Origin of the sequence: Ruania suaedae (genome assembly GCF_021049265.1) — a bacterium.
GTDB classification, from domain to species: Bacteria; Actinomycetota; Actinomycetes; order Actinomycetales; family Beutenbergiaceae; genus Ruania; species Ruania suaedae.
Genome location: NZ_CP088018.1, coordinates 891586 through 914613, shown reverse-complemented (window position 1 = coordinate 914613; position 23028 = coordinate 891586). Strand labels below are relative to the sequence as shown.

Below are 23028 nucleotides of genomic sequence, written 5' to 3'. Positions count from 1 at the left end.
CGCCCGCCTGGCGATTCGGCCGGCGCCGGTACCCTGGGTGACGATATGGCGCATCTTCTCGGGGCTGAAGCCCTGCACCTCGACTTCCCCACCAAGACCGTCTTCGACTCGGTCTCCCTCGGCATCAACGAGGGCGACCGGATCGGGATCGTCGGACGCAACGGCGACGGCAAGTCCTCGCTGATGGCGATGCTCGCCGGACGGCTCGAACCGGACGCGGGCCGGGTGACCGTCCGCGGCGGGGTCACGATCGGCGTGCTCGACCAGGCCGACACCCTCGACCCCGACGGCATCGTCTCGACCACCGTGGTCGGCGACGGCCCCGAGCACGAGTGGGCCCGCGACCCGAAGGTCCGCGACGTCGTCGGGGGCCTGCTCACGGACGTGCCCTGGCACGGGCGCGTGGGCGACCTCTCGGGCGGGCAGCGCCGTCGGGTGGCACTGGCGCAGCTGCTGGCGGGCGAGTACGACGTGCTCGCCCTGGACGAGCCGACCAACCATCTCGACGTCGAGGCCATCACCTGGCTGGCCGAGCACCTCAAGCGCCGGTGGGCGCCGAGTGCGGGCGGGCTGATGGTGGTCACCCACGACCGCTGGTTCCTCGACGAGGTCTGCACGCTGACCTGGGAGGTCCACGACCGGATCGTCGAACCCTTCGACGGCGGGTACGCCGCCTACATCCTGCAGCGGGTGGAGCGGGACCGGCAGGCGGCCTCGGTGGAGGCCAAGCGCCAGAACCTGGCGCGCAAGGAGCTCGCCTGGTTGCGACGGGGCGCGCCGGCGCGCACGGCGAAGCCGAAGTTCCGCATCGATGCCGCGAACGAGCTCATCGCCGACGTGCCCGAGATCCGCGACCCGACCACCCTGCAGTCCCTCGCGGTGGCCCGCCTGGGCAAGGATGTGGTGGACCTGCTGGACGTCTCGGTCTCCTACGGCGAGCACGAGGTCCTGCGCGAGGTGGAGTGGCGCATCGCCCCGGGTGAGCGGACCGGCATCCTCGGGGTCAACGGCGCCGGCAAGTCCACGCTGCTCGGCCTCGTGGCCGGCACGGTGGAGGCCTCCTCCGGGCGGGTCAAGCGCGGCAAGACGGTGAAGGTCGCCACCCTGACCCAGCGGATGGACGAGCTCGACGAGCACCTGGGCGATCCGGTGCGCACGGTCATCTCCCGGCTGCGCACCAGCTACACCATCGGCAGCGGCTCGAAGGCGACCGAGCTCACCCCGGGCCAGCTGCTGGAGCGGATGGGATTCTCCTCGGCGCAGCTGTCCACGCCGGTCAAGGACCTCTCCGGCGGCCAGCAGCGACGGTTGCAGCTGCTGCTGATCCTGCTCGACCAGCCGAACGTGCTGATCCTGGACGAGCCGACCAACGACCTGGACACCGACATGCTGGCGGCCATGGAGGACCTGCTGGACTCCTGGGCCGGGACGCTGATCGTGGTCTCCCACGACCGCTACTTCCTCGAGCGCGTCACCGACCAGCAGTACGCCATCCTCGACGGCGGGCTGCGCCACCTGCCCGGCGGTGTGGACGAGTACCTGCGGCTGCGCCGGGAGCAGGCCCGCTCCGCCCCGTCCGGTTCACGGGCCTCCGGCACCGCTCCCTCGCCGCCGGCCGGGCCCAGCGGAGCCGAGCTGCGGGCGGTCAAGAAGCAGCTGACCTCGCTCGAGCGGCGGATGGAGAAGACCGGCGGGGAGATCGAACGGCGCCAGACCGCGCTCGCCGACCACGACCAGTCCGATTTCGAGGGCCTGGCCGCGGCGATGGCGGGAATCCGCGCGCTGCAGGCCGAGCAGACGGCGCTCGAGGAGGAATGGCTGGAGCTCAGCGAGCAGGTCTGACGCGCCGGACGGGCGGCACGGCGGGACTCTCAGCTGCTCTCGCGCACCGGTTCCACGAGCCTGGCCCCCGGTGCCGGGCTGGTGACCACGAGCACCTCGTCGGCGCACTGCTTGGCGCGCAGCGCGCCGGCGATCTCCAGGGCGGCGGCGTGGTCGGGCGCCAGTGCCGCCACGGTCGGACCGGATCCGGAGACCACGGCGGCGAGCGCCCCGACGTCGACGGCGTCCGCCAGCATGGTCCCCACCGCCGGCCGCAGCTGCTCCGCCGCGGCGGCGAGATCGTTGACCAGCACGCCGGCCAGCCGGTGTGGATCGCCGGAGACGAGGGCCTGCATGACGTCCTCCCCCACCTCCAGCGGGGCGGGGACGTCCTCGGGCCCGGCGGCCGGCAACGCGTCCCACGCGGCGAACACCTCCGGGGTGGACAGACCCTCCTCCGACAGGGCCAGCACCCAGTGGAACCGGCCCCTGGCCAGCGCCGGGGTGAGCTCGTCCCCGCGGCCGCGCCCGAGCGCCGTCTGGCCGGTGAGTGCGAACGGAACGTCGGCGCCGAGCTCGGCTGCCAGGTGACCGAGCTCCTCTCGCGCCAGCCCGGTCTCCCACAGCAGATCGCATGCGAGCAGTGCCGCCGCGGCATCGGCCGACCCGCCGCCCATACCCCCGGCGGTGGGGACGTTCTTGGTGATCTGCAGGTGCACGCCGCGGGAGATGCCGGTGGCCTCGGCCAGCAGCGCCGCGGCCCGGTGGGCGAGGTTGGACTCATCCGTCGGTACCTGCCGCGCCTGCCGGCCGGTGACCGAGATCTCGATCTCCTCGGCCGGAGTGGCGATGACGTCCTCGTACAGCGAGACGGCCTGGAAGACGGTGGCGAGCGGGTGGTAGCCGTCCTCGGAGACCGGCCCGACCTTGAGCACGAGGTTGATCTTGCCCGGTGCCCGCACGTGCACCGCTCCCGCTGCCGCGCTCTCGCCGACGGGTTCGCTCACTGCTCGGCCCCGCGCAGGGCTGCGCGCGCGGCCGCGACCGCGGCGAACTGCGTGATGTCGAGGCGTTCGCCTCGCGTGCTCGGATCCACGCCTGCCTCCCGCAATGTCTGCTCGGCGAGCGTTGCCGACCCCGCCCACCCTGACAGCGCCGAGCGTAGCGTCTTGCGCCGCTGGGAGAAGGCGGCGTCGATGCACGCGAAGGTGGCCTCCCGGCTGACCTCGACCGCCGGGGCGTCCCGGCGGACCAGGCGCACCAGCGCGGAGTCCACGTTCGGGGCCGGCCAGAAGACGTTGCGGCCGATCGAGCCGGCGCGGGTGGCGCTCGCGTACCAGGCGGCCTTGGCCGAGGGCACCCCGTAGGTGCGTGACCCGGGGCCGGCGGCGAGACGGTCGGCCACCTCGGCCTGCACCATCACCAGCACCTCGGCGATCGAGTCGAACCGCTCGAGCAGGTGCAGCAGCACCGGCACGGCGACGTTGTAGGGCAGGTTGGCGACCAGCCGGGTGGGCGGTGTGGGCAGCTCCTCCACCCGCATCGCGTCGGCCGGCACCACCGTGAGCCGGTCAACAGCGGCGGGAGCGTGTTCGGCCACCGTGCCCGGCAGCGCGCGGGCGAGCGTGGGGTCGATCTCGACGGCGATCACGTGCGCCCCGGTCTCCAGCAGGCCCAGGGTGAGCGAGCCGAGGCCGGGTCCGACCTCGAGCACCGTGTCCGAGTCGCTCACACCGGAGGTCCGCACGATCCGGCGCACCGTGCCACCGTCGATCACGAAGTTCTGACCGAGGGTCTTGGTCGGCCGGATCCCGAGCCCGGTGGCGAGCCGCCGGACGTCGGTGGCGGTCAGCAGCCGGACGGTCTCATCGGCGGTGTCGGGGGTGCTCACCCTCAGAGCCTAGGCGAGCGGGCCGAGCGGGCCGACCGGGCCCACCCGGCCCAGGCCCTGACGGACCCGGCTTCCAGGCACCGACCGAAGCGGGAGCTCGGGTCAGCGCCCGGAAACCGGGTCCACGCGGGCTGGTGCTGTCCTCAGCGCAGGCCCAGCTGAGCCGAGCAGTGCGGCCACTGGCCCCAGCCGGAACGCGCCTGGAGCGCCTGTGCGCGCTGGGTCTGCTCCGCGGCCGAGGCCTCCGTCGGCAGGCCGGAGCCGCCGACGGACTGCCAGGTGCCCTGCGTGAACTGGTACAGCCCGTAGTACGGACCGGCAGGGTTGACGGCCTGGGGGTTGCCGCCGGACTCGCACTGGGCCAGCGCGGCCCACACGCCGCTGCCTGCCGAGGAGCCCGAGGACTCCCCGGAGCCGCCGGAGCTCCCGCCGGACCTGCTGCTGGAGGGCTCGGGCTGCGGCTCGGGCTCCGGCTCGGGGGCGGGGCGCTCGGCCGTACCGACCTCGACGATCTCGGTGACCGGCTCGGTGGTCACCTCGTCGGAGGTGGTCTCGGAGCTGACGATCTCGCCGTTGACGAGCTGGTGGACGATCTCGAGGGTGCGTTCGCCGTCCTGGCCCTCGCGCGCCACCCGGGACTGGCCCTCGTACAGGTCCTCGGTGCCGCGCTCGGTGGACTCGTGCTCGACGACCTCCGTGCGGGTCTCGGTCTCGCTCGAGCGGCGGGTCACGGTGACGAGGATCTCGCCGTCCTCACTGGTCACGGTGGCGTCGTCACGCTCACCGAGCTCGACCTCGGCGCGCAGGAGCACCTCGGCCAGCGTCACGCCCCCGTCGGCGGGGACCGTACGCTCCTCACCGTCCACGGCGACGACGACCTCGCCGTCCAGCGCCAGCGGCATGTCCAGCTCGGCGCGCTCGCCGGACGAGCGCGAGGTGACCACGGAGGCCTCGCGTCCACCGGCCGAGAGCGCCTCGAGCGCGCCGGCGGCCGAGAGCGCGGTGGTCCACACCGTGCGCTCCTCGCCGTCCTGGGTGATCGTCAGCTGCTGTGCGGTGCGGACCACCACCTCGGTGTCGTCCGTGAGCGCCTCCTCGACACCGGGCACGACCTCATCGTGCGGGCCGAGGTCGATGCCGGCCTCGGCCAGCAGACCCTCGACGTCACCGGAGAAGGTGCCGTAGCTGGTGGTCTGTCCGTCGAGGTCGACCTCGACGGACTTGTGGGCGGCGGCGATCGCCGTACCCGAACCCGCGAGGACGAGAGCGGTAGCGGCCACGACGCCGATCACCGTGCGACGACGGTTGCGGGGTGGCGACTGGGCCGGCTGGGCGGACTCGTCGGTGGGAGCGGCCGGGGCGGAGCGACGGAACACAGGCAAGAGTCATCCTCGGAAGCGGGGGAGGGGGATGTGCCGGGCAGCAGCGGAACGAGCGCAGAACAGCGCCTCACCGGCCTCGACCCGTCGAATGTAACCCGATCGTTACCGAAGCGTCGAGACGAACGGCTGTGAGGCTGCGCACGTGCGGCCGGCAGGCTGCCGGCCGCGCTGGCTCACTGGGTCAGCGGCCCAGTGGGTCAATCGCTCACCGGTTCAGCGACTCAGTACCAGCCGACCGACTCCGAGTGACCCCAGGCGCCGCACGGGCTGCCATAGCGCCCGGAGATGTAGTTCAGGCCCCACGTGATCTGGGTGACCGGGTTGGTGCGCCAGTCCGAGGCGACCGAGGCCATCTTGTTCCCGGGCAGCGACTGCGGGATGCCGTAGGCGCCCGAGCTCGGGTTCTGGGCGTGGGGGTTCCAGTTGCTCTCGCGCTGCCACAGCGAGTCGAGGCAGCTCCACTGGTCGGCGCCCCAGCCACGTGCCTGGACCATCTGGCGGGCGATCGAGCGCGGGTCGCTGCCCGAGTAGCTCTCGGTCGGGGCCGAGGGCTGCGACGACGAGGAACCAGAGCTCGAAGAGCCCGAGGAACCGGAGGAGCTCGAGGAACCGGAGGGGCTCGCAGCGGGCTGCGGCTCGGCCGTGCCCACGAGGACCACTTCGTCCACCGGCTCCGAGACGAGGATCTCGGCCGTCGTGGTGCGCGAGACCTCCTCGCCGCCCTCGTGCACCGCCGTGTAGGCAAGCACCCGGGAGCCTTCCTGCCCCTCGGTCTCCACGCGGGTCTCGCCGCGTACCAGGTCCGCGGTCTCCCGCTCGATCGTCTCGTACTCGAGCGTCTCGCTCTCGGTGCCGAAGACGGTTCCCACGCGCTCGATCCGGACGTCCATGCCCTCGCTCGGCCGGCTGTTCATGGGAGCGGAGACGTTGTCGTCGAGTCCGACCACGATCCCGTTCTCGATGAGCGCATCGGCCAGCCGGGCCGCGTTCGAGGTGATCTCGACCTCGCGGTCGTCCACGGTCACGGAGAAGGTGACGGGCTCGCCCGCCTCGTCGAGTGCCTCGCGGGCACTGTCGCCGCCACGGGAGACCTGGTTCCAGTAGTCGGTGCGCTCGACGCTGTACGCACTGGCACCGGCGAGATCGGCCTGCTGATCGGGAGCGCCGTCGGTGCGCTGGCTGGCGCCGAACGCCAGCGAACCGCCGAGGACGACGGCCAGGCCCGCGGCGCCGAGGGCACGGCGCACGGGTCGCGGCAGGGAGGTGGTGACGGGGGCGTCCGCACGGTGGCGTGACGGCGTACTGGGATGGGGCACGGGGGATTCCTGTTCTTGCTTCAGCGGCCCAGGAGGGATGGGACGCCGTACGACCGTAACCGATCTGTGACCTGATGCGCCAGGCCACACGTGTGCGGTGCTGTCCTGGTGGGCGCTCTCACGCGCCCTGCCAGCGGCTCACCAGGGCCCGTAGAGCCGCTCGGACGTGGCCCGGATCGCGGTGCACAACTCGGCGAGGTCGTCCCCACGGACCTGCGCGAGGACCCCGGCGGTGTGGGCTGCCAGATAGGGAGCGTTGGGGCGACCGCGGTAGGGATGGGGGGTCAGGTAGGGCGCATCGGTCTCGACCAGCAGCTGCCCGGCCGGCACCAGCAGCGCGGCCCGGCGTGACTCCTCGGCCGCCTTGAAGGTGACGGTCCCGGCGAAGGAGAGGTAGTAGCCGCGGCGGACGCACTCGGCCGCCATCGCGGCGTCACCGGAGAAGCAGTGGAAGACCGTGCGCTCGGGGGCGCCGTCCTGGGCAAGCACCTCGAGCACCTCGGCGTGCGCCTCCCGGTCGTGGATCTGCAGCGGCAGGTCCAGCTCCTTGGCCAGGGCGATGTGGGCACGGAACGCCTCGCGCTGGGCGATCCGGCCCTGCTCCCCAGCCCGGAAGTGGTCCAAGCCGCTCTCCCCCACGGTGCGCACCCGCGGCGAGCGCGCCAGCGCGGCGATCTGGGCGATGGCCTCGTCCAGGCCGACCTCGTGGCGCGGCCGTGGGTCCGGCTCCAACCCGTCGGGTGCGATCTCGCGCACGCCGGCATGCAGGACCGCCTCGTTCGGGTGGATGGCCACCCCGGCCACCAGCTCGGGGTGGTCCTGCGCCGCCTGCACGCTCCATCGGGCCGAGTCCAGGTCGCAGCCGATCTGGACCATCGCCTCCACGCCCACGGCGCGCGCCTGCTCGAGGTGGCCGGTCAGACCGGGGTCGGCCACGCCGTCGGCCAGCACCTCGGCGATCGACTCCAGGTGGGTGTGGTTGTCGACGATCGCGACCGGCAGCGGCTCGGGCGCAGGGGGGAACCCCTGCTCGCGCTTACGCGCCATCGGCCTTCTCGCGCAGCCGCTCCAGCTCCTCGGTGACGATGGAGTCGTCGAGCTTGGTGAACACCGGGGTGGGCTTGCCGATCGGGGTGCCGGGGGTGACCGGGCGCGACTGCCAGGACGGGACCTGGCTGTAGTCGCCGGTGATGACCGGGTAGTGGCGGGTGTCGTCGTCGAGGTCGGTGACCTCCTCGATCCGCGGCTGCGGGGCGAAGGTGCCCGTCCCGCCGAAGGTGGTGTGCACGTCCTGTGCCGAGTGCGGCAGGAACGGCGCGAGGATGGTGTTGCAGTCGCTGACGGCCTGAGTGGTGGTGTGCAGCACCGTGGCGAGCCGTTCCGGGTCGGTCTTCAGCTTCCACGGCTGGGTCTCGGAGACGTAGCGATTCACCTCGCTCACGGCACGCATCGCCTCGGAGATCGCATGCCGCTGCCGGTTGGCCTCGATCGCGGAGCCGACCGTCGAGAACGCCGTGTTCGTGATGGCGAGGATGTCCCTGTCCACGTCGGCGAGCTCACCCGCCGCGGGGATCTCGCCGAAGTTCTTCGCCACCATGGACGCGGTGCGGTTGACCAGGTTCCCCCAGCCGGCCACCAGCTCGTCGTTGGTGCGGCTCAGGAAGGACTCCCACGTGAAGTCGACGTCCTGGTTCTCCGGCCCGGCGGCCGCCACGTAGTAGCGGAACGCGTCGGGCTGGTAACGGGCGAGCATGTCGCGCACGTAGATGACCACCCCGCGGGAGGAGGAGAACTTCTGCCCCTCCACGTTGAGGAACTCCGAGCTGACCACCTCGGTCGGCAGCTGCAGCGACCCGAACGCACCGGGGGCTCCCCCGCGCGAGCCTCCGCCGTCGTAGGCCAGCAGCTCGGCCGGCCAGATCTGGGAGTGGAAGGTGATGTTGTCCTTGCCCATGAAGTAGTACGAGCGGGCGTCGGGGTCGGTCCACCAGTCGCGCCAGGCCTCCGGGGTGCCCTGGCGGCGGGCCCACTCGATGGAGGAGGACAGGTAACCGATGACGGCGTCGAACCACACGTACAGCCGCTTGCTGGGGTTGTCCTCCCAGCCCGGCAGCGGCACCGGAATGCCCCAGTCGATGTCGCGCGTCATGGCCCGGGGGCGCACGTCATCGAGCAGGTTGCGGCTGAAGTTCAGCACGTTCGGGCGCCACCCGCTGCGGGTCTCCAGCCAGGAGGCGAGGGTGTCCACCAGCGCGGGCAGGTCGAGGAAGAAGTGGTTGGACTCGACGAACTTCGGGGCCTCGCCGTTGATGCGGCTGCGGGGGTTCTTCAGGTCGATCGGGTCGAGCTGGTTCCCGCAGTTGTCGCACTGGTCCCCGCGGGCGCCGTCGTAGCCGCAGATGGGGCAGGTGCCCTCGATGAAGCGGTCCGGCAGCGTCCGCCCGGTCGACGGCGAGATCGCGCCCATGGTGGTCTTCTCCACCATGTACCCGTTCTTGTGCACCGTGCGGAACATCTCCTGCACGACGGCGTAGTGGTTACGCGTGGTGGTGCGGGTGAACAGGTCGTAGGACAGGCCCAGGTTCGCCAGGTCCTGCACGATCACCCGGTTGTAGCGGTCGGCGAGCTCCTGCGGGGAGACGCCCTCCTGCTCGGCCTGCACCAGGATCGGGGTGCCGTGCTCGTCGGTGCCGGAGATCATCAGCACGTCGTGACCCGCCATCCGCATGTGCCGGCTGAAGACGTCCGAGGGGACGCCGAACCCTGCGACGTGACCGATGTGCCGGGGGCCGTTGGCGTAGGGCCACGCCACGGCCGAGAGGATGTGGGTCATAGGATCGATCCTAGTGGTCGCCCAGCACTCCGATCCCGGCCGTGCACGGGGCACGCAGACCACGCTCCGGCGAGGAGAATCCACCCATGACGCCTGCCCGTGCGTTCCATCTGATCACCGCTGTGGTGACCCTGGCGGCCCTGCTGCTGCAGCTGGTGCTCTCGGTCTCGGGGGCGGCGGTGCTGCTCACCGAGGAGATGCCCTCGCTGGGCACCCGGCTGTGGCGGCTGGTCTCCTACTTCACCATCCAGAGCAACATCCTCGTGGCCGTCTCCACCGTGATGCTCGCGCGGGATCCCCAGCGGGACGGGCAGGTGTTCCGCATCGTGCGGCTGGCGGGGCTCGTGGGCATCACCGTGACCGGGCTGGTGCACTTTTTCCTGCTCCGGCCGCTGCTGGACCTGACCGGCTGGTCGGCGGTGGTCGACACGCTGTTGCACGTGGTGGTGCCGGTGCTGTGCGTGACCGGGTGGCTGGTGGCGGGCCCGCGCTCCCGGATCGACGCCACGGCGATCGCCGGCGCCACCCTCTGGCCGGTGCTGTGGCTGGCGGCGACGCTGGCCGTGGGCGGGGCCACGGACTGGTTCCCCTATCCCTTCGTCAACTTCCGTGAGGAGGGGTGGCCCGCGGTGGTGGTCACCTGCCTGGGGATTCTGGTCCTCTTCGCGGCGTTGTTCGTGGCGGTCTGGTTCGCCGATCGAAGGCTGGGCCGCACCCGCGAGCGGGAGCCGCACTCATGAAGCCGCTGCCCCGGTTCTGGACCGATGCGGTCGGTGACGCCCACTCCCCCGAGGGCAAGGAGTTCTCGCTCACCCTCTACGGCTGGTCCACGACGTCGCTGGCGCACGCCGCCCAGGTCGCCCAGCAGCGCTGGGCCCAGGTGGCGGCCGCGGTGCGCGCGGGCCGGGAGCTGCACACGCAGTGGTACTACCCCCGGATCCCGTTGCGCGAGGAGGTCCTGCAGGAGATCCACGCTCCCGACGGCACCCTGACGGCGGCGATCACCCGCAACCGCTACGGCGCGGAGGTGCTCAACACCGATGCGGTACTGATCGCCGACGTCGACCTGCCGCAGCCGGCGCGCACCCGCCGATCGCCGCGGCGCTCCGGATCCGGGCCGCTCGCCGGCCTGTTCCGCCGCCTGGTCGGCCGCCGCAGCACCAGCGACCTCCTCGCTCCCCCGCCCTCAGGCGTGGACATGCCGCCGCAGGCACCCACCTCCGGCGACGGCGCAGCTCACCTCTCCCGGATCGCGGCCGTCGCGGGTGCGAACACCCGCTGGGGGTTCCGCGTCTACCGCACGGCTGCGGGCCTGCGGGTGATCGTCACAGGCTCAGGACTGGCGCCGGGCAGCGCCGAGGCCGAGTATCTGCTGCGCGAACTGGACTCGGACCCGCTCTACGTGCGGCTGTGCGCCACGCACGAGACCTACCGCGCCCGGCTCACCCCCAAGCCATGGCGGGTGGGCCACCGCGCGCTGATCGTGGACTACCCCTACGACCGCTTCTCCCACATCGTCGATCCGTGGTTGCGCGCCTACGCCTCGGCCTGCCGCGGCCACGCCGCGTGTGAGCTCGTCTCCGAGACAGGTCCGGGCGCGACCGGGATCGAGCGGCAGATCGTGCAGCTGCACGACGAGCGCGCCGGAGTGGGGAGCGGGTCACCGCTGGCGTGAGCAGCGCCGGCGACGAGAGATCAGACCGGGAGGCCGTGATCTCCGTAGCCGGCGATCTGCTCGGACGACCTCTGATCCAGCATGGGCCGGGAGCGTCCCCGCAGTCCCACGGCGATCACGTCCCCATAGGCCACGTCACGCTCGCGGTCCGTGCGCCCCAAGCAATCGGTGAGCGCCGCCGTGAGCGCAGCAGTCACGGACACGCCCATGCGCCCGGCGAGCTCGCGAGCCAGCCGTTCGGTCTCCGGATCCGTGATGCAAAAGGTCATGACACCCAGGATGGCAGGCGGATCCGACATGAGCGCGGCTTCGGTGTTCAATCCGGCGGCACCGAGACCGCCGTCAGGCTCGGTGTCGTGAGCTCACCGCGGCTCAGCGCCGGTACCGCAGGAACAGCATGTCCTGGGCTCGCAACAGCCCGGCCAGCCGCATCGGCCGGTGCACGAGCGGGGTGTCCCGGGTGATCCGCAGGCCGTCCCCGCCCTCCAGCAGCGGGCTCACCGTCAGGCACAGCTCGTCCAGCACGTCCGCCGCTGCGAGCGTCCCGAGCAGGTGCGGACCGCCCTCGCACAGCATCTGCGCCAGCCCACGGGCGATCAGCTCCGACCGCAGCAGCTCCGGGTCCACGGCGTCCTGCCCGCACACCACCACCTCCGCGACCTCCGCGAGCGCCTCGCGCTGCCGCTGCGGGCTGCGGGCATGGGTGAGCAGCAGCGGCCGGCGCGGTGCGTCGGCGAAGAGCGCCGCGCCGGGCTCCAGCGCGATCCGGGACGAGACGATCGCCAGCACCGGGTGATCGGCGAGCCCGTGCCCACGGCGCCAGGCCACGTCCGCCTCACCGAGCCGCAGCCCGCCGTACCCCTCGGCGCGCAGTGTCCCGGCCCCGACGATCACCACGTCGGCCAGGCGCCGCAGCAGATCGAACACCTGCTTGTCCGCGGGACTGTTCAGCCCGGAGGACACCCCCGCGTGGGTGGCGGCGCCGTCGATACTGGTGATCATGTTGGCCCGCAGGTACGCCTCGCCCCGATCAGCCAGCGCGTAGGCGGCCAGCAGCTCGTCCTCGATGAAGACGCTCATGACATGTTGTGCCGCAGGTACGCCGGCTCCCGCAGACCCAGCACCGACTCGGCCATCCGCACCGCATCCACCGTGGCGGCCACCTCGTGCGCACGGACGATCCGGGCACCGCGCTCGAGGCACATGACGGTCGCCGCGAGGGTCCCCCACAGCCGGTCGGGGCGATCGCGGTCGAGCGTCTCCCCCACGAAGTCCTTGTTGGAGAGGGCCACCAGGGTGGGATACCCGAGCGCGGTGATCTCGCCGAGCCGGCGCACCAGCTCCAGGGAGTGGCGGGTGTTCTTGTTCAGGTCGTGCCCAGGGTCGATGACGATCCGGTCACCCGGCACGCCCGCATCGAGTGCCAGCTGCACCTGGGCGGCGAGGAAGTCGGCCACCTCGGCGACCACATCGCCGTACTCCGGCCGCCGCAGATGCCGGTGCGGCGGGGCGATCGAGTGCGCGATCACCACGCTCGCCCCGCTCTCGGCCACCGCCGCTGCCATGCCCTCGGCCCGCAGCCCGGTGGTGTCGTTGACCACGTCGGCCCCGGCGCGCACGCAGGCGCGGGCCACCTCGGGGCGCTGGGTGTCGATCGAGATCACCACATCGCTGGCCGCGCGGACCGCCTCGATCACCCCGAGCACGCGGTCCAGCTCCTCGGCCGGGCTCACCTCGGGGGTGTCCGGGGAGAAGGCCATCCCGCCGATGTCCACCCAGTCCGCACCCTCGGCGACGGCGCGCAGGCAGGAGTCCACCGCCGCCTGCAGTGCGAACGTGCGGCCGCCGTCGTAGAAGGAGTCCGGGGTGCGGTTCACGATCGCCATCACCGCGGTGCGGCGGGCGAAGTCGAAGGTGCGCGCCCCGATCCGGCGCGGCAAGAGAGTCCCGACGGCGTCCCGTGCGTGGCGGGCCCCGCGCGCCTGGCGCAGGCCTGGGGCCTCGGTGAGGTCGACGCCCGCCGGGGCTGCGCCGTCGGCCATCAGTCCCGCCCGCGGGACTTGATACCGGCCGCGAGCCGGCGCACGAGCGAGCGGGGTGCGAGCTTGGTGACGGCGGCGAGGCCGGCGTAGAGGGCGCCGGGGACGCTGACGACCTTGCCCCGGGCGAGGTCGCGCAGCGAGACGGCCACCAGGTGGTCGGCGTCGACGTACATCCAGTCGGGGGTGCGGCTCATGTCGATGCCGGCGGCGTCGTGGAACTCGGTGCGCACGAAGCCCGGGCAGAGCGCCTGGACCCGCACCCCGGTGCCGGCGAGGTTCATCGCCAGGCCCTCGGTGAACTGCAGCACCCACGACTTCGACGCCGAGTAGGTACTGCCGCGGCCCGGCAGCAGCGCGGCGATGGAGGCGACGTTGATGATCGCGCCCGCGCCGCGCTCGATCAGGCCGGGGGTGGCGGCGCGGGTCAGGCGCAGCACAGCCTCGACGTTGACGGTCAGCTGGTGGACCAGTGCGTCCTCGGTCGCCTCGGCGAACGGCGCCCCGACCGAGAGCCCGGCGTTGTTGACCAGGGTGTGCACGTCCTCGGCGCGCAGGCGCTCGGACACGGCGGCGATCCCGGCCTCGGTGCCCAGGTCGGCCGCCAGCACCTCCACCTCGGGTGCGCCGAGCGCGCGGCACTCCGAGGCGACCTCCTCCAGCCGGCCGGCGCTACGGGCCACGAGCACGAGCCGCAGGCGGCGCTGGGCGAGGTGGCGGGCGAAGGTCAGTCCGATACCGGAGGAGGCTCCGGTGACGAGCGCGGTAGGCATGGCACGAGCGTACGCGGCACCTACCCGGTGGTCAGCCTCGTCAGCCCGCGCCGGATGTTGCGCACCGCCTGCCCGATCCGCTGCTCGTTCTCGATGAGCGCGAACCGCACGTACCCCTCCCCACCCGGGCCGAACCCGACCCCGGGTGAGACCGCCACATCGCACTCGGTGACCAGGTGGCGGGCGAACTCGATGGAGTCCATCTCCCGGTAGGGCTCGGGGATGCGCGCCCAGGCGAACATCGTGCCCTTCGGCTTGAGGATGTCCCAACCCACCCGCTGCAGCCCGTCGTAGAGGCAGTCGCGGCGGGACTGGTAGATCCCGCTCAGCTCGGCCGGATACTCGGTGGCCTCGTTCAGGGTGACGGTCGCCGCGATCTGGATCGGCTGGAAGGTGCCGTAGTCGAGGTAGCTCTTGAGCTGCACGAGCGCCTTGATCACATCGGGGCGGCCCACCAGGAACGCCACCCGCCAGCCGGCCATCGAATACGACTTCGTCATCGAGTACAGCTCGACGCCCACCTCCTTGCCGCCCTCACACTGCATCAGCGAGGGCGGTTGCCACCCGTCGAAGCACATGTCGGCGTAGGCGAGATCGTGCACGAGCACCACGTCCCGCTCCCGCGCCCAGTCCACCAGCCGCTGCAGATCCGCCAGCTCGACGGTGGAGGTGGTGGGGTTGTGCGGGAAGGAGAGCACGATCACCCGGGGCTTGGGCCAGCCGAGTTCCCAGGCCTCCATCACCCGGTCGATATAGCCGGCGCCGTCGCTGCCGTCCCCGATCGGCACCTGCCGGGCATCGGCCCCCGCGAAGTAGGGGCCCCAGATGTGGATGGGGTAGCTGGGGGTGGGCACGATCGCGGCATCACCGGGCTGCAGCAGCACCCACATCAGGTGGCTGAACCCCTCCTTGGCGCCGATCGTGGTCAGCACCTCGGTCTCCGGGTCGAGCGTGACGCCGAATCGCCGCGTGTAGTGATTCGCCACCGCCAGCCGCAGGTTCGGGATACCGCGGGAGGAGGAGTAGCGGTGGTTACGCGTGTTCTGGGCCGCCTCGGCCAGCTTCTCGACGGCGACCTGGGGGCTGGGCAGATCCGGGTTGCCGAAGCCGAGGTCCACCACGTCCCGACCGGCCCGACGTGCCTCGAGTTTGAGGGAGTCGATGATCGTGAAGACGTACGGGGGCAGTCCCTCGATGCGGCGGAAGTCCATGGCGCTACGCTACTGCGGATGACCGCAGATCAGTGGGGGTGGGGTGCTACCGAGATCTCCCAGGGGTCGGTGAGGAAGGTGCGGGCGGCAGCCGCGCCGGGCGGCCGGAAGGCGTAGACGGCGAGGAGGCGCAACTGGGTGAGCAGCCCGTACCCGGGCAGAGCGTGCTGCACCGCCCGCGTCGGGCGGTACCCGTCCAGCACACCGGCGGCGCAGCTGCGCGCGTGAGCGGCACCGGTGTGGCCCTGCCGCACACGCAGCTCCAGGTGCACGAGCAAGTTCGCCAGATCCAGTGCAGGATCACCGGTGGCCAGTAGGTCCAGGTCGAGCAGCCCGACCCGGTCACCGTCGACCAGCATCTGCTTGTCATGCAGGTCCCGGTGAATCAGGGCCGGCGCCCGACAGGGCTCCAGCAGCATCGTCGCGCGCTCCAGCATGCGGGACGCCACCGGCGCCTCGGCGAGCACGCCGTAGGCCTGGGCCAGGCCCAGCCAGCGGCGGGTCAGCGCGAGCTCGGCAGCGCCGTCGTGGCCCGTGGCCGGCACGCCGCCCAGCCGGGGCGCCTCGTGCAGGATCCGCACGGCCCGCCCGACGCCGACCCCGGCGCGGTAGGCCTCACCCGTGGTCTCCTGCGAGCTCTCACCGAGTCGTTGGTGCAGCGTGCGGCCGGGCAGGGCCGCGGTGGTGACGGCTCCGGCCTCCTGCGCGAGCACCCGCGGTAGGCGCACCCCGGCGGCTCGTAGCTCCTGCGAGAGCTGCGCGGCACCGGCGGAGCGACCAGGGCGGAGCACCTTGGTGAACACCACGCCGCCGGACTGGGTCTGCTCCACCACCCCACGACGCTCGGGCCGATGCGCCACGAGCCGCACACCCGGGCGCCGGACGAGCTCGGCCAGCGCGGGCAGGCGGCGGTCGGCACCCTCGCGCTGTAGCACCACGTGGGCGCCGTCGGCGTGGACCGTGCCGATCGAGGCGGTGCGGCGGCGGACGTGCGCAGCACGGGCCGGGTCGGTGAAGGCCTGCCCCGCGACACGCCGGCCGTCACGGTCGCGCACCTCCAGCAGCGCATGGTCACCGTCACGCGGCATCACCCGCAGCAACCTGGCACCGGACGGGAGGTCGGACAGGACCGGCCACAGCCGGGACGTCTCGATCCGGCCGCTCACCCGATCGGCTCCAGTCGCTCGAGCCCACCGGTGAGGACCCGGTCGGCCGCCGCCACGAGTGCCGCGGTCGACTCGGCCCAGTCCGGGCGCCGGCACCGGAACGGCTCGGCCGCGCGCAGCAGCAGCTGCCCGGCGGTGAGCAGCCGCAGCCGCTCGCGGTCCACCGGGAGCCGGTAGCCGGCGCGCACGTCGGCCAGCATGGCGGCGGCGTCCTTACCCCGCAGATGCGCCTCGGCGGTGAAGCTCGCGAGATCGGTCTCCGCCGGCCCGCGAGCCGCACGGTCGAGGTCGATCAGCGCGATCTCGCCGTCGGGTCCCAGGATCGCTTGGTCGAGCGAGAGGTCGCCGTGCACGGGGACCTGCGCCCACCCCTGGCCACCGCCGGCCGCCGTGGCCGCGGCGGCGATGCGGCGCGCCACCGGCCCCACCGCCGGCAGCAGCAGGGCGAGCTGGTCCGCCGCGGCGAGGACCGCCTCGCGGTGGTCCCCTGGCTGCGCCGTCGGCAGCGCGGCGCCGCTGCGGTGCAGTGTGGACAGCGCCACGCCGAGCGACCTGAGTTCAGCGGCTCCCGGCGCCGTCAGCGCGGAGCCGGGTAGGAACTCGACGGCGGCGAGGCCGCGACGCCGGTCGATGCCGAGCAGCACCGGGGTCCGCGGGCCCTCCGCCCGCAGGGCGCGGATCCGCGCAGCCGCCGCGGCGAGGTCGGCGGGCCGGTAAGCACGCAGCAGCACCGTCCCCGACCTCAGGTCCGCCCGGCCGACCCAGCGGCGCTGGGGCTTGTAGGCGAGCTCTCGCACGGGTCCCCCTCGATCGCCCCAGGCGAGCGGCAGGGCGCGCTGCAGCATCGCCTCGCGGCGGCGCGGCACGGCCAGCGAAGCCAGCGCCGGCAGATCACGATCGGCGGCAGGGGTGGTCACCAACATCGCGCCGGAGTGGTCCATGGCCAGCACGGAGGCCGACGGCGCACGCTCGGCCGTCTTGACGAGCTTGCCGACCTCCCCGGGCGTCAGGGCCGTCACCACGATCGTTCGCGCGGACTGCTCCTCACCGATGCAGACCTCGACCCCGAGCACGCAGCTGGTGCCGGGCTTGTAGCGCAGGTACCGGGTCCGGGCGATCAGCGGCGTCGAGAGATGCTCGGCCAGCCATTGCTGCAGGGCGTGGTCATCGAGCAGCACCGGCAGCGCCGGCAGGGCCGGGTCGCGCTCGGCCAGCGCGCGGTCAGCCTCGCCCAGCACGATGGCCCTCCTCCTCCCGAGCCGCCCCCACCACACCGTCGGCGTCGGCGTGCCGGGCGAGCACCTCCTCGGGTCTGCCGGTGTCGGTGACCACGCCACGCTCGACCCAGATGACCCGGTCAGCCGCCCGGGCCGCGACCAGGTCGTGGGTGATGATGATGGTGGTGCGTGCGCGGGTGAGCCGGTCCAGAGCGGCGAGCACCTCCTCCTCGGTGGCCTTGTCCAGCCCCGTCATGGCCTCGTCGAGGATGATGATTGGCGCGTCGCGCACGGCCGCGCGGGCGATCGCGATGCGTTGGCGTTGCCCGCCGGAGAGCGTGGTGCCCCGCTCGCCGACCACGGTGTCGTAGCCCTCGGGCAACGCGGTGATGAACTCGTGGGCCCCGGCGAGGCGGGCCGCGGACTCGATCTCGGCCTCCCCCGCATCCGGGTTGCCGTAGGCGATGTTCTCCCGGATGGAGGTGGCGAACAGCAGGCTCTCCTGCAGCACGATCGCGACCTGGGGGCGCACCGACTCCAGGGTCAGATCGCGCAGATCGTGCCCGTCGATGCGGACGTGCCCGGAGTCGGGATCGCGCAGCCGCGAGATGAGCATCGCCACGCTGGACTTGCCCGCCCCGGAGGGGCCCACCACCGCGACCCGCTCCCCGGGCCGCACGCTGAGGTTCAGCCCGCGCAGCACGTGATGGCCCGGGGTGTAGGACAGCCAGACGTCGCTCATCCGCACATCACCGTGGAACCGGCGTGCCGGGCGCGCCATCGAGTCGTTGACCACCTGGGGCCGCTCCTCGAGCAGGTCCACCAGCCGCTCGCCGGAGGCCGCCGCCTGCGCGATCCGGCCGGTGTACTTGGCGAGGTCGCGCATCGGCTTCAACGCGGCCTTGAGGTAGGTGATGAAGACGACGAGCTCCCCGGGGGTCAGGGCACCGGCCAGCACGCGCGTGGCACCGAGGTAGAGCACGCCGGCGGTGGCCAGACCCACGAGCACGTCGGTGCGGCGCTCCAGCCCGGCGGAGAGCTTCTTGGCCTTGACGCTGTCCTTCATCGTCTTGTCGTTGCTGCCGGCGAAGGTGTCCTGCATGCGGCTCTCGAGCGAGTACGACTGCACCACGCGCATCGCCGAGAGCGCCTCGGTGGCGAGCGAGGCCAGCGCCCCCTCGGCCTTGCGCTGCTCGCGTGAGACACCGTTGATCTTGCGGGAGAGGCGGGTTCCGAGGAGGACGAACAACGGCAGCACCACCACCATCACCAGTGCCAGCTGCCAGTCGAGCACGGCCACCACCGCCAGCATCGCGACCATCGTGATCACGTTGCCGATCAGCGGCAGGGCGGCGGTGACGGCGACCTCCTTGAGCCTGCCGACGTCGGAGGTCACCCGGGTGACCAGGTCCCCGGTGCGGGCGTTGTCGTGGAAGGACATCGACAACGACTGCAGGTGCGCGTAGGCACGCGCGCGCACCGCCGTCAGCAGGCGGGTCCCGGCGAGCGCGAAGCACAGCGTCATCAGATAGGCACACACGGCGCGCAGGACCACGACCACCAGCAGCCCGACGGCGGCCAGCAGCAGCACGGTGGTGAGGTTCTCCGGGGCGTCCACACCGATGCGCCCACCGCTGGCGGCGATGACGCCGTCGAGCACGAACTTCAGTGGCCACGGCTCGAGCAATCGCATCCCGACCTCGGCGAACAGCGCCGCCGACCCGGCCAGCAGCAGCCGGCGCTCCTGACGCAGGTGCGGGGCGAGGTGCCGGCCGGTGCGGCGCAGGCCTGGCAGTGACCGGCGCAGGCTCCGGCGCTCAGCCGATCCCACGGCTGACCTCCGGCTGCGGCAGCCGCAGGCCCACGAGTTCCAGCGACTCGGTGACCACCCGGGCCCAGTCGTGCCGGGCCGCGGCCCGGACCCCCGCCTCGCGCAGCCGGGTGCGGCGCAGCCGGTCGGCGCGCAGCGCGGCGATCGCGGCGGCGAGCTCGGTCGGGTCGCCGGGGGTGACCAGCTCACCGAGGCGTCCGTGCTCGAGCAGCGCGGGCAGCACGCCGATCCTGCTGGCCACCACCGGCAGGCCGGCCGCGAGGTATTCGCGCACTTTCAACGGGGAGAAGTAGCAGTCCCGCATCGGGGGGTAGGGAGCGGCGGCCAGGTCCAGCTCGCGCAGCTGGGCACCGATCTCGTCGGGGTCGACCGCACCGACGAGCTCGACCGATCCGTCGATGCCGTGCTCCTGTGCCCGCGCGTGCAGATCGTCCGCCAGCGGGCCGTCCCCGATCAGCCGTAGCCGGTAGCTCGGGTCGGCGGGCACGAGCCGGGCCATCGCGTCCACCAGCACCTCGACCCCGTGCCAGGGCTTGAGCGTGCCCACGAAGCCCACGGTGAACCGGGCGGCGTCCGGGGCCACCGGCGGGTGGGTGGCGGGGGTGATGCGGGTGGTGTCCACGCCGTTGCCGATCACATGGATGTGTCCGATGTGCCCCGCGTGCGTGCGGGCCCATCGGGCGACGGATTCACTCACGCAGACGACGGCGCGTGCCCGGCCGAGGGCCAGCCGGGCCGTGCTCTCGGCCTGCCGGCGATCGACGAGACCGCGGTGCTCGTCGTGTTCGTCCACGAGCGGGGCGTTCACCTCGAGCAGGCTGGGTACACCGCGGGCGAGGGCCCAGCTGGTGGCGCTGCGCCCCCAGAGGGCGTACCGCTCGTAGACGAGGTCGAGCGGTGCCTCGGCGGCGATCCGGTCCAGCAGCGCCGGGACGGCGCCGTCACTGGCCTGGGCGGAGCGCTCGCGCTCGACGCCCCGAGCCCCCACGACCTCCGGGAGCCGGTGCCACCGCACCCCGGCCAGATCCGAGGGCGCCGGGCCACCGGTGCGCGGGGCGAGCAGATGCACCTCCCACCCGGCTGCGACCAACCGCCGCAGCACGGCACGCACGTGTGCCGACGCGCCTTTGCGGCCGAACACCGGTATCCCGGGGTCCGTGCAGACGTAGGCCACCCGCCTCATCGCGCGACCTCCGCCGTGCCGGGCACCGGGTCAGCGGCCTCGGCGACAGTCGTGGGGCTGTCGATGGCGGCGTGCGCATCCCGGGCGGCCTCGGTCAGCAGCCGGTGCAGCCGAGTGGCGTTGCGCCGGATGTCGAAGGTGGACTCCACCAGCTCCCGGCCTGCGTCGCTGAGCCGGCGGGCAGTGGCACGGTCGGTCAGCAGTTGTTCGATCGCGGCCGCCAGCGCCACCGGATCCGCCTCGGGGACCAGCAGACCGGTCTGCTCGTGCTTGACCGCCTCGGCCATCCCGGTGACGGGTGTGGCCACACACGGGGTGCCGAGCGCGAGCGCCTCCAGCACCACGGTCGGCAGACCGTCGCGGTTGCCATCGGCGCCGATCACGCAGGGGGCCGCGAAGACCGCCGAACGGGCGAGCACCTCCGCCATCTGCCGCTGAGGCAACGGACCGTGGAAGGTCACCGATGCGGCAAGCCCGTGCCCGTCGACCCGGCGGCGCAGCTCCTCCTCCTGTGGCCCCGCACCGACGATCTCCAGGCGGGCACGACGCCCTCGCCCGGCCAGCAGCGCCATCGCGTCGATGAGATGGACGAAGCCTTTCTTCTCCACCAGCCGTCCCACCGCCGTGACCGTCGGGGGCGGATCCTGACGTGGCCGGTACCCGAAGGCGTCCAGGTCGAGACCGTTGTAGACCCGGACGACGCGGTCCGCGGCGGTGCCGAAACGATCGCGCAGGTAGCGCAGGTTGTAGTCCGAGACCGTCACCACGAAACGGGCATCGGCGAGCTTGCGGCGCAGGTCCGCCTGGTCGACGTCGTCGTGGAAGATGTCCTTGGCGTGGGCGGTGAAGCTGTAGCCGGTGCCACTGATCCGCGCGGCCAGGCGAGCCACCGTGGCCGCGACGGAGCCGAAGTGAGCGTGCAGATGGGTGATCCCGCTGCGGCGCACGGCCACTGCGATCTCGACCGCGGCCGCTGCCTCGTCGGGGCTGACCTCCAGCAGATCGTCCAGGTGCCAGCACAGGTCGGGCACCGCCGTGCTCGCCTGAGCGAGGACGCGCCACAACTCGGTGGTGCGCAGGTGGTGCGGAAGGTAGGTGACCGGGGCCCGGACCCGGGCGAGCGCGTCGTGGAAGCGCCCGTCGGCGGGAGGGCGCAGCGAGAAGATCTCGAGATCGGCGCCCTGGGCCTCCAGGGCGAGCATCTCGCTGAGGATGAAGGTCTCGGAGAAGCGCGGATACATCTTCAGCACGTAGCCGATCCGCGGGGCCGGCCCGGTCCGCGGCGGCAGCTGGGCGTCGCGGGCATCAGGCAGAGACATCGGTCAGCTCCGGTGTGATGAGGAGGTCGTGGGCCAGGTCGGGGATCCGCGCCAGGCCGTCCAGGTCGATCGATGCGCCCCGCGGCCGCGCATCGTCGCGGACCGCGCCGGCGAGCCAGTCCCCGAGGGCGAGCGGGTCGGCAGCGGCGGGGGCGAGCACGTCCACCGCTCCGGCACGGCGCAGCCGCTGCGCGCGGACGGCCTGCTCGGCGCGGGGCCGTTCCCGCGGCACCAGCAGCGTCGGACGCCGGGAGGAGAGCAGCTCGCAGACGGTGTTGTATCCGCCCATGGACACGATCGCGCCCGCGTGGGCGATCAGGTCCGCGAGGTTGGCGACGAACGAGTGGACGGTGACGGGCCGGTTGGCGGCCAGTCGCTCGATCTCGGCACGCGCCGGCGCCGGCAGATAGGGGCCGGTCACGAGCACACCGCGGTACCCCTCGGGCATCGGTGCACGCACGAATGCCCGGGCAAGGTCCGCGCCGTCCTGCCCGCCGCCGACCAGGCACAGCACCGAGGCGTCCGGGATCCGGGGCCGGGTCGTGCGGCTGTTGTCCGGCGCCTGCAGGCCGCTGCCGCGGCCCTGCGCCAGGTAGCCGGTGAACCGGCTGCGACGAGCGACGCCGGGTGGGAGGCCGTACTCGAGGACGGGATCGTAGATGCGCGGGTCACCGTAGATCCAGACCTGGTCGTACCAGCCGGTCACCGCGGCTGTGGACTCCTGCTCGTGCCACTCGCGCCGAGCGATCGCCGGGGTGTCGAGCACGTCCCGCAGGCCGAGCACCGTGCGCGTGCGGCGGCGAGGGTTCGTGGCGAGCTTGCGCAGCGTGCGTTCGAGCTCACCGCCGAGCCCGCGTGGGACCTTGTCCACCACGAGCAGGTCCGGGGCAAAGGTCCGCACCGCGGCCCAGATCACCTTGCTGCGCATGTGCAACAGCTCCGGCAGGTCGAGGGCGAAGGTCCTGGCCGCGTACCTGCCCTCGGCGTCCTTGCCGACGGCGGGCAGGGTAAGCACCTCGGTGCGCGGCGGCAGCGCGAGGGCGGTCGCCTCCGGGGCGCCGGTGAGCAGGAGCACGTCGGTGTCGGGTTCGGCGGTCGCGAGCGCCGCCGCGATCTCGATGTTGCGGCGGATGTGTCCCAGGCCCTGGGTGTCGTGGGAGTAGAGCGCCACCCGTCTCCCGCTGCGCTGCGTGCCCATATGGGTCCCCCTCCTCGGTCGGCGCGGACGGTGATGTCCGGCAGGTGACCACGCTGGTCCCGGCTGGTGAGCCGCAGGTGACGGGAGCGTGAGAGTGCTCTCATGTGCGCCGGGCAGCACCCGCCGCCGTGGGGAACCCGGCGCTGGATGGGGGGTTCGCACCATGCCTGCTG

At 72.6% G+C, this 23028-nt stretch carries 20 protein-coding genes; 3 read left to right on the top strand and 17 right to left on the bottom strand.

Annotated elements, in window-relative coordinates:
* The first annotated feature begins 45 nt into the window (after window positions 1-45).
* Window positions 46-1842, top strand: coding sequence for an ABC-F family ATP-binding cassette domain-containing protein (locus tag LQF12_RS04115; protein WP_231054732.1), 1797 nt, complete (start codon window positions 46-48; stop codon window positions 1840-1842).
* 29 nt (window positions 1843-1871) lie between these two features.
* Here the strand turns inward: LQF12_RS04115 and LQF12_RS04110 are convergent, their stop codons facing one another.
* The 6 genes from LQF12_RS04110 to metG all read right to left on the bottom strand — a co-directional run bounded on the left by LQF12_RS04110 (window position 1872) and on the right by metG (window position 9243).
* A complete protein-coding gene (locus tag LQF12_RS04110) occupies window positions 1872-2828 on the bottom strand; it encodes a 4-(cytidine 5'-diphospho)-2-C-methyl-D-erythritol kinase (RefSeq protein WP_231054731.1) in 957 nt (318 codons plus the stop codon).
* Entirely contained in the window at window positions 2825-3712 is an 888-nt protein-coding gene (rsmA, locus tag LQF12_RS04105; RefSeq protein WP_231054730.1) for a 16S rRNA (adenine(1518)-N(6)/adenine(1519)-N(6))-dimethyltransferase RsmA, read from the bottom strand. The genes LQF12_RS04110 and rsmA overlap by 4 nt, the downstream gene beginning before the upstream one ends.
* Before the next feature lie 143 nt (window positions 3713-3855).
* Window positions 3856-5088 (bottom strand): resuscitation-promoting factor, encoded by a 1233-nt coding sequence (locus LQF12_RS04100; RefSeq protein ID WP_231055500.1) that lies wholly within the window; start codon window positions 5086-5088, stop codon window positions 3856-3858.
* A 227-nt stretch (window positions 5089-5315) separates the two neighbouring features.
* Window positions 5316-6410, bottom strand: a complete 1095-nt coding sequence (locus LQF12_RS04095) for a resuscitation-promoting factor (protein WP_231054729.1) — start codon at window positions 6408-6410, stop codon at window positions 5316-5318.
* Between the two features lie 138 nt (window positions 6411-6548).
* The gene (locus tag LQF12_RS04090) at window positions 6549-7457 is read right to left on the bottom strand and encodes a TatD family hydrolase (RefSeq protein WP_231054728.1); all 909 of its coding nucleotides are present in this window, start codon (window positions 7455-7457) and stop codon (window positions 6549-6551) included.
* Window positions 7447-9243 carry a methionine--tRNA ligase gene (gene metG, locus LQF12_RS04085; protein WP_231054727.1) on the bottom strand — a complete coding sequence of 599 codons (1797 nt, stop codon included), beginning with the start codon at window positions 9241-9243 and terminating at the stop codon, window positions 7447-7449. The genes LQF12_RS04090 and metG overlap by 11 nt, the downstream gene beginning before the upstream one ends.
* 86 nt (window positions 9244-9329) lie before the next feature.
* On the opposite strand from metG, the gene LQF12_RS04080 reads away from it, so the two are divergent.
* Both LQF12_RS04080 and LQF12_RS04075 read left to right on the top strand, forming a co-directional pair.
* Window positions 9330-9983 carry a Pr6Pr family membrane protein gene (locus LQF12_RS04080; protein ID WP_231054726.1) on the top strand — a complete coding sequence of 218 codons (654 nt, stop codon included), beginning with the start codon at window positions 9330-9332 and terminating at the stop codon, window positions 9981-9983.
* On the top strand, window positions 9980-10918 hold the full coding sequence (locus LQF12_RS04075) for a hypothetical protein (protein ID WP_231054725.1): 939 nt from the start codon (window positions 9980-9982) through the stop codon (window positions 10916-10918). The genes LQF12_RS04080 and LQF12_RS04075 overlap by 4 nt, the downstream gene beginning before the upstream one ends.
* 20 nt (window positions 10919-10938) lie before the next feature.
* Here the strand turns inward: LQF12_RS04075 and LQF12_RS04070 are convergent, their stop codons facing one another.
* Genes LQF12_RS04070 through LQF12_RS04020 form a run of 11 tightly spaced genes read right to left on the bottom strand, consistent with a single transcriptional unit; the run spans window position 10939 to window position 22855 of the window.
* Window positions 10939-11238 (bottom strand): type II toxin-antitoxin system VapB family antitoxin, encoded by a 300-nt coding sequence (locus tag LQF12_RS04070; RefSeq protein WP_231054724.1) that lies wholly within the window; start codon window positions 11236-11238, stop codon window positions 10939-10941.
* A 52-nt stretch (window positions 11239-11290) separates the two neighbouring features.
* Window positions 11291-11998 (bottom strand): pyrimidine reductase family protein, encoded by a 708-nt coding sequence (locus tag LQF12_RS04065; RefSeq protein WP_231054723.1) that lies wholly within the window; start codon window positions 11996-11998, stop codon window positions 11291-11293.
* Window positions 11995-12960, bottom strand: a complete 966-nt coding sequence (gene folP, locus LQF12_RS04060; RefSeq protein WP_354004695.1) for a dihydropteroate synthase — start codon at window positions 12958-12960, stop codon at window positions 11995-11997. The genes LQF12_RS04065 and folP overlap by 4 nt, the downstream gene beginning before the upstream one ends.
* On the bottom strand, window positions 12960-13730 hold the full coding sequence (locus LQF12_RS04055; RefSeq protein WP_231054722.1) for an SDR family NAD(P)-dependent oxidoreductase: 771 nt from the start codon (window positions 13728-13730) through the stop codon (window positions 12960-12962). The genes folP and LQF12_RS04055 overlap by 1 nt, the downstream gene beginning before the upstream one ends.
* A 20-nt stretch (window positions 13731-13750) precedes the next feature.
* The gene (locus tag LQF12_RS04050) at window positions 13751-14941 is read right to left on the bottom strand and encodes an aminotransferase class I/II-fold pyridoxal phosphate-dependent enzyme (RefSeq protein ID WP_231054721.1); all 1191 of its coding nucleotides are present in this window, start codon (window positions 14939-14941) and stop codon (window positions 13751-13753) included.
* Between the two features lie 29 nt (window positions 14942-14970).
* Window positions 14971-16107, bottom strand: a complete 1137-nt coding sequence (locus LQF12_RS04045; protein WP_231054720.1) for a phosphotransferase family protein — start codon at window positions 16105-16107, stop codon at window positions 14971-14973.
* The gene (locus tag LQF12_RS04040; RefSeq protein ID WP_231054719.1) at window positions 16104-17345 is read right to left on the bottom strand and encodes a protein kinase family protein; all 1242 of its coding nucleotides are present in this window, start codon (window positions 17343-17345) and stop codon (window positions 16104-16106) included. The genes LQF12_RS04045 and LQF12_RS04040 overlap by 4 nt, the downstream gene beginning before the upstream one ends.
* Window positions 17329-19155 (bottom strand): ABC transporter ATP-binding protein, encoded by a 1827-nt coding sequence (locus LQF12_RS04035; RefSeq protein ID WP_231054718.1) that lies wholly within the window; start codon window positions 19153-19155, stop codon window positions 17329-17331. The genes LQF12_RS04040 and LQF12_RS04035 overlap by 17 nt, the downstream gene beginning before the upstream one ends.
* Complete coding sequence (locus LQF12_RS04030) at window positions 19142-20338, bottom strand: glycosyltransferase family 4 protein (RefSeq protein WP_231054717.1); 1197 nt, start codon at window positions 20336-20338, stop codon at window positions 19142-19144. Before LQF12_RS04030 ends, LQF12_RS04035 begins: the two co-directional genes overlap by 14 nt.
* Entirely contained in the window at window positions 20335-21657 is a 1323-nt protein-coding gene (locus tag LQF12_RS04025; RefSeq protein WP_231054716.1) for a glycosyltransferase family 4 protein, read from the bottom strand. The genes LQF12_RS04030 and LQF12_RS04025 overlap by 4 nt, the downstream gene beginning before the upstream one ends.
* On the bottom strand, window positions 21644-22855 hold the full coding sequence (locus LQF12_RS04020; protein ID WP_231054715.1) for a glycosyltransferase family protein: 1212 nt from the start codon (window positions 22853-22855) through the stop codon (window positions 21644-21646). The genes LQF12_RS04025 and LQF12_RS04020 overlap by 14 nt, the downstream gene beginning before the upstream one ends.
* Window positions 22856-23028 lie beyond the last annotated feature (173 nt).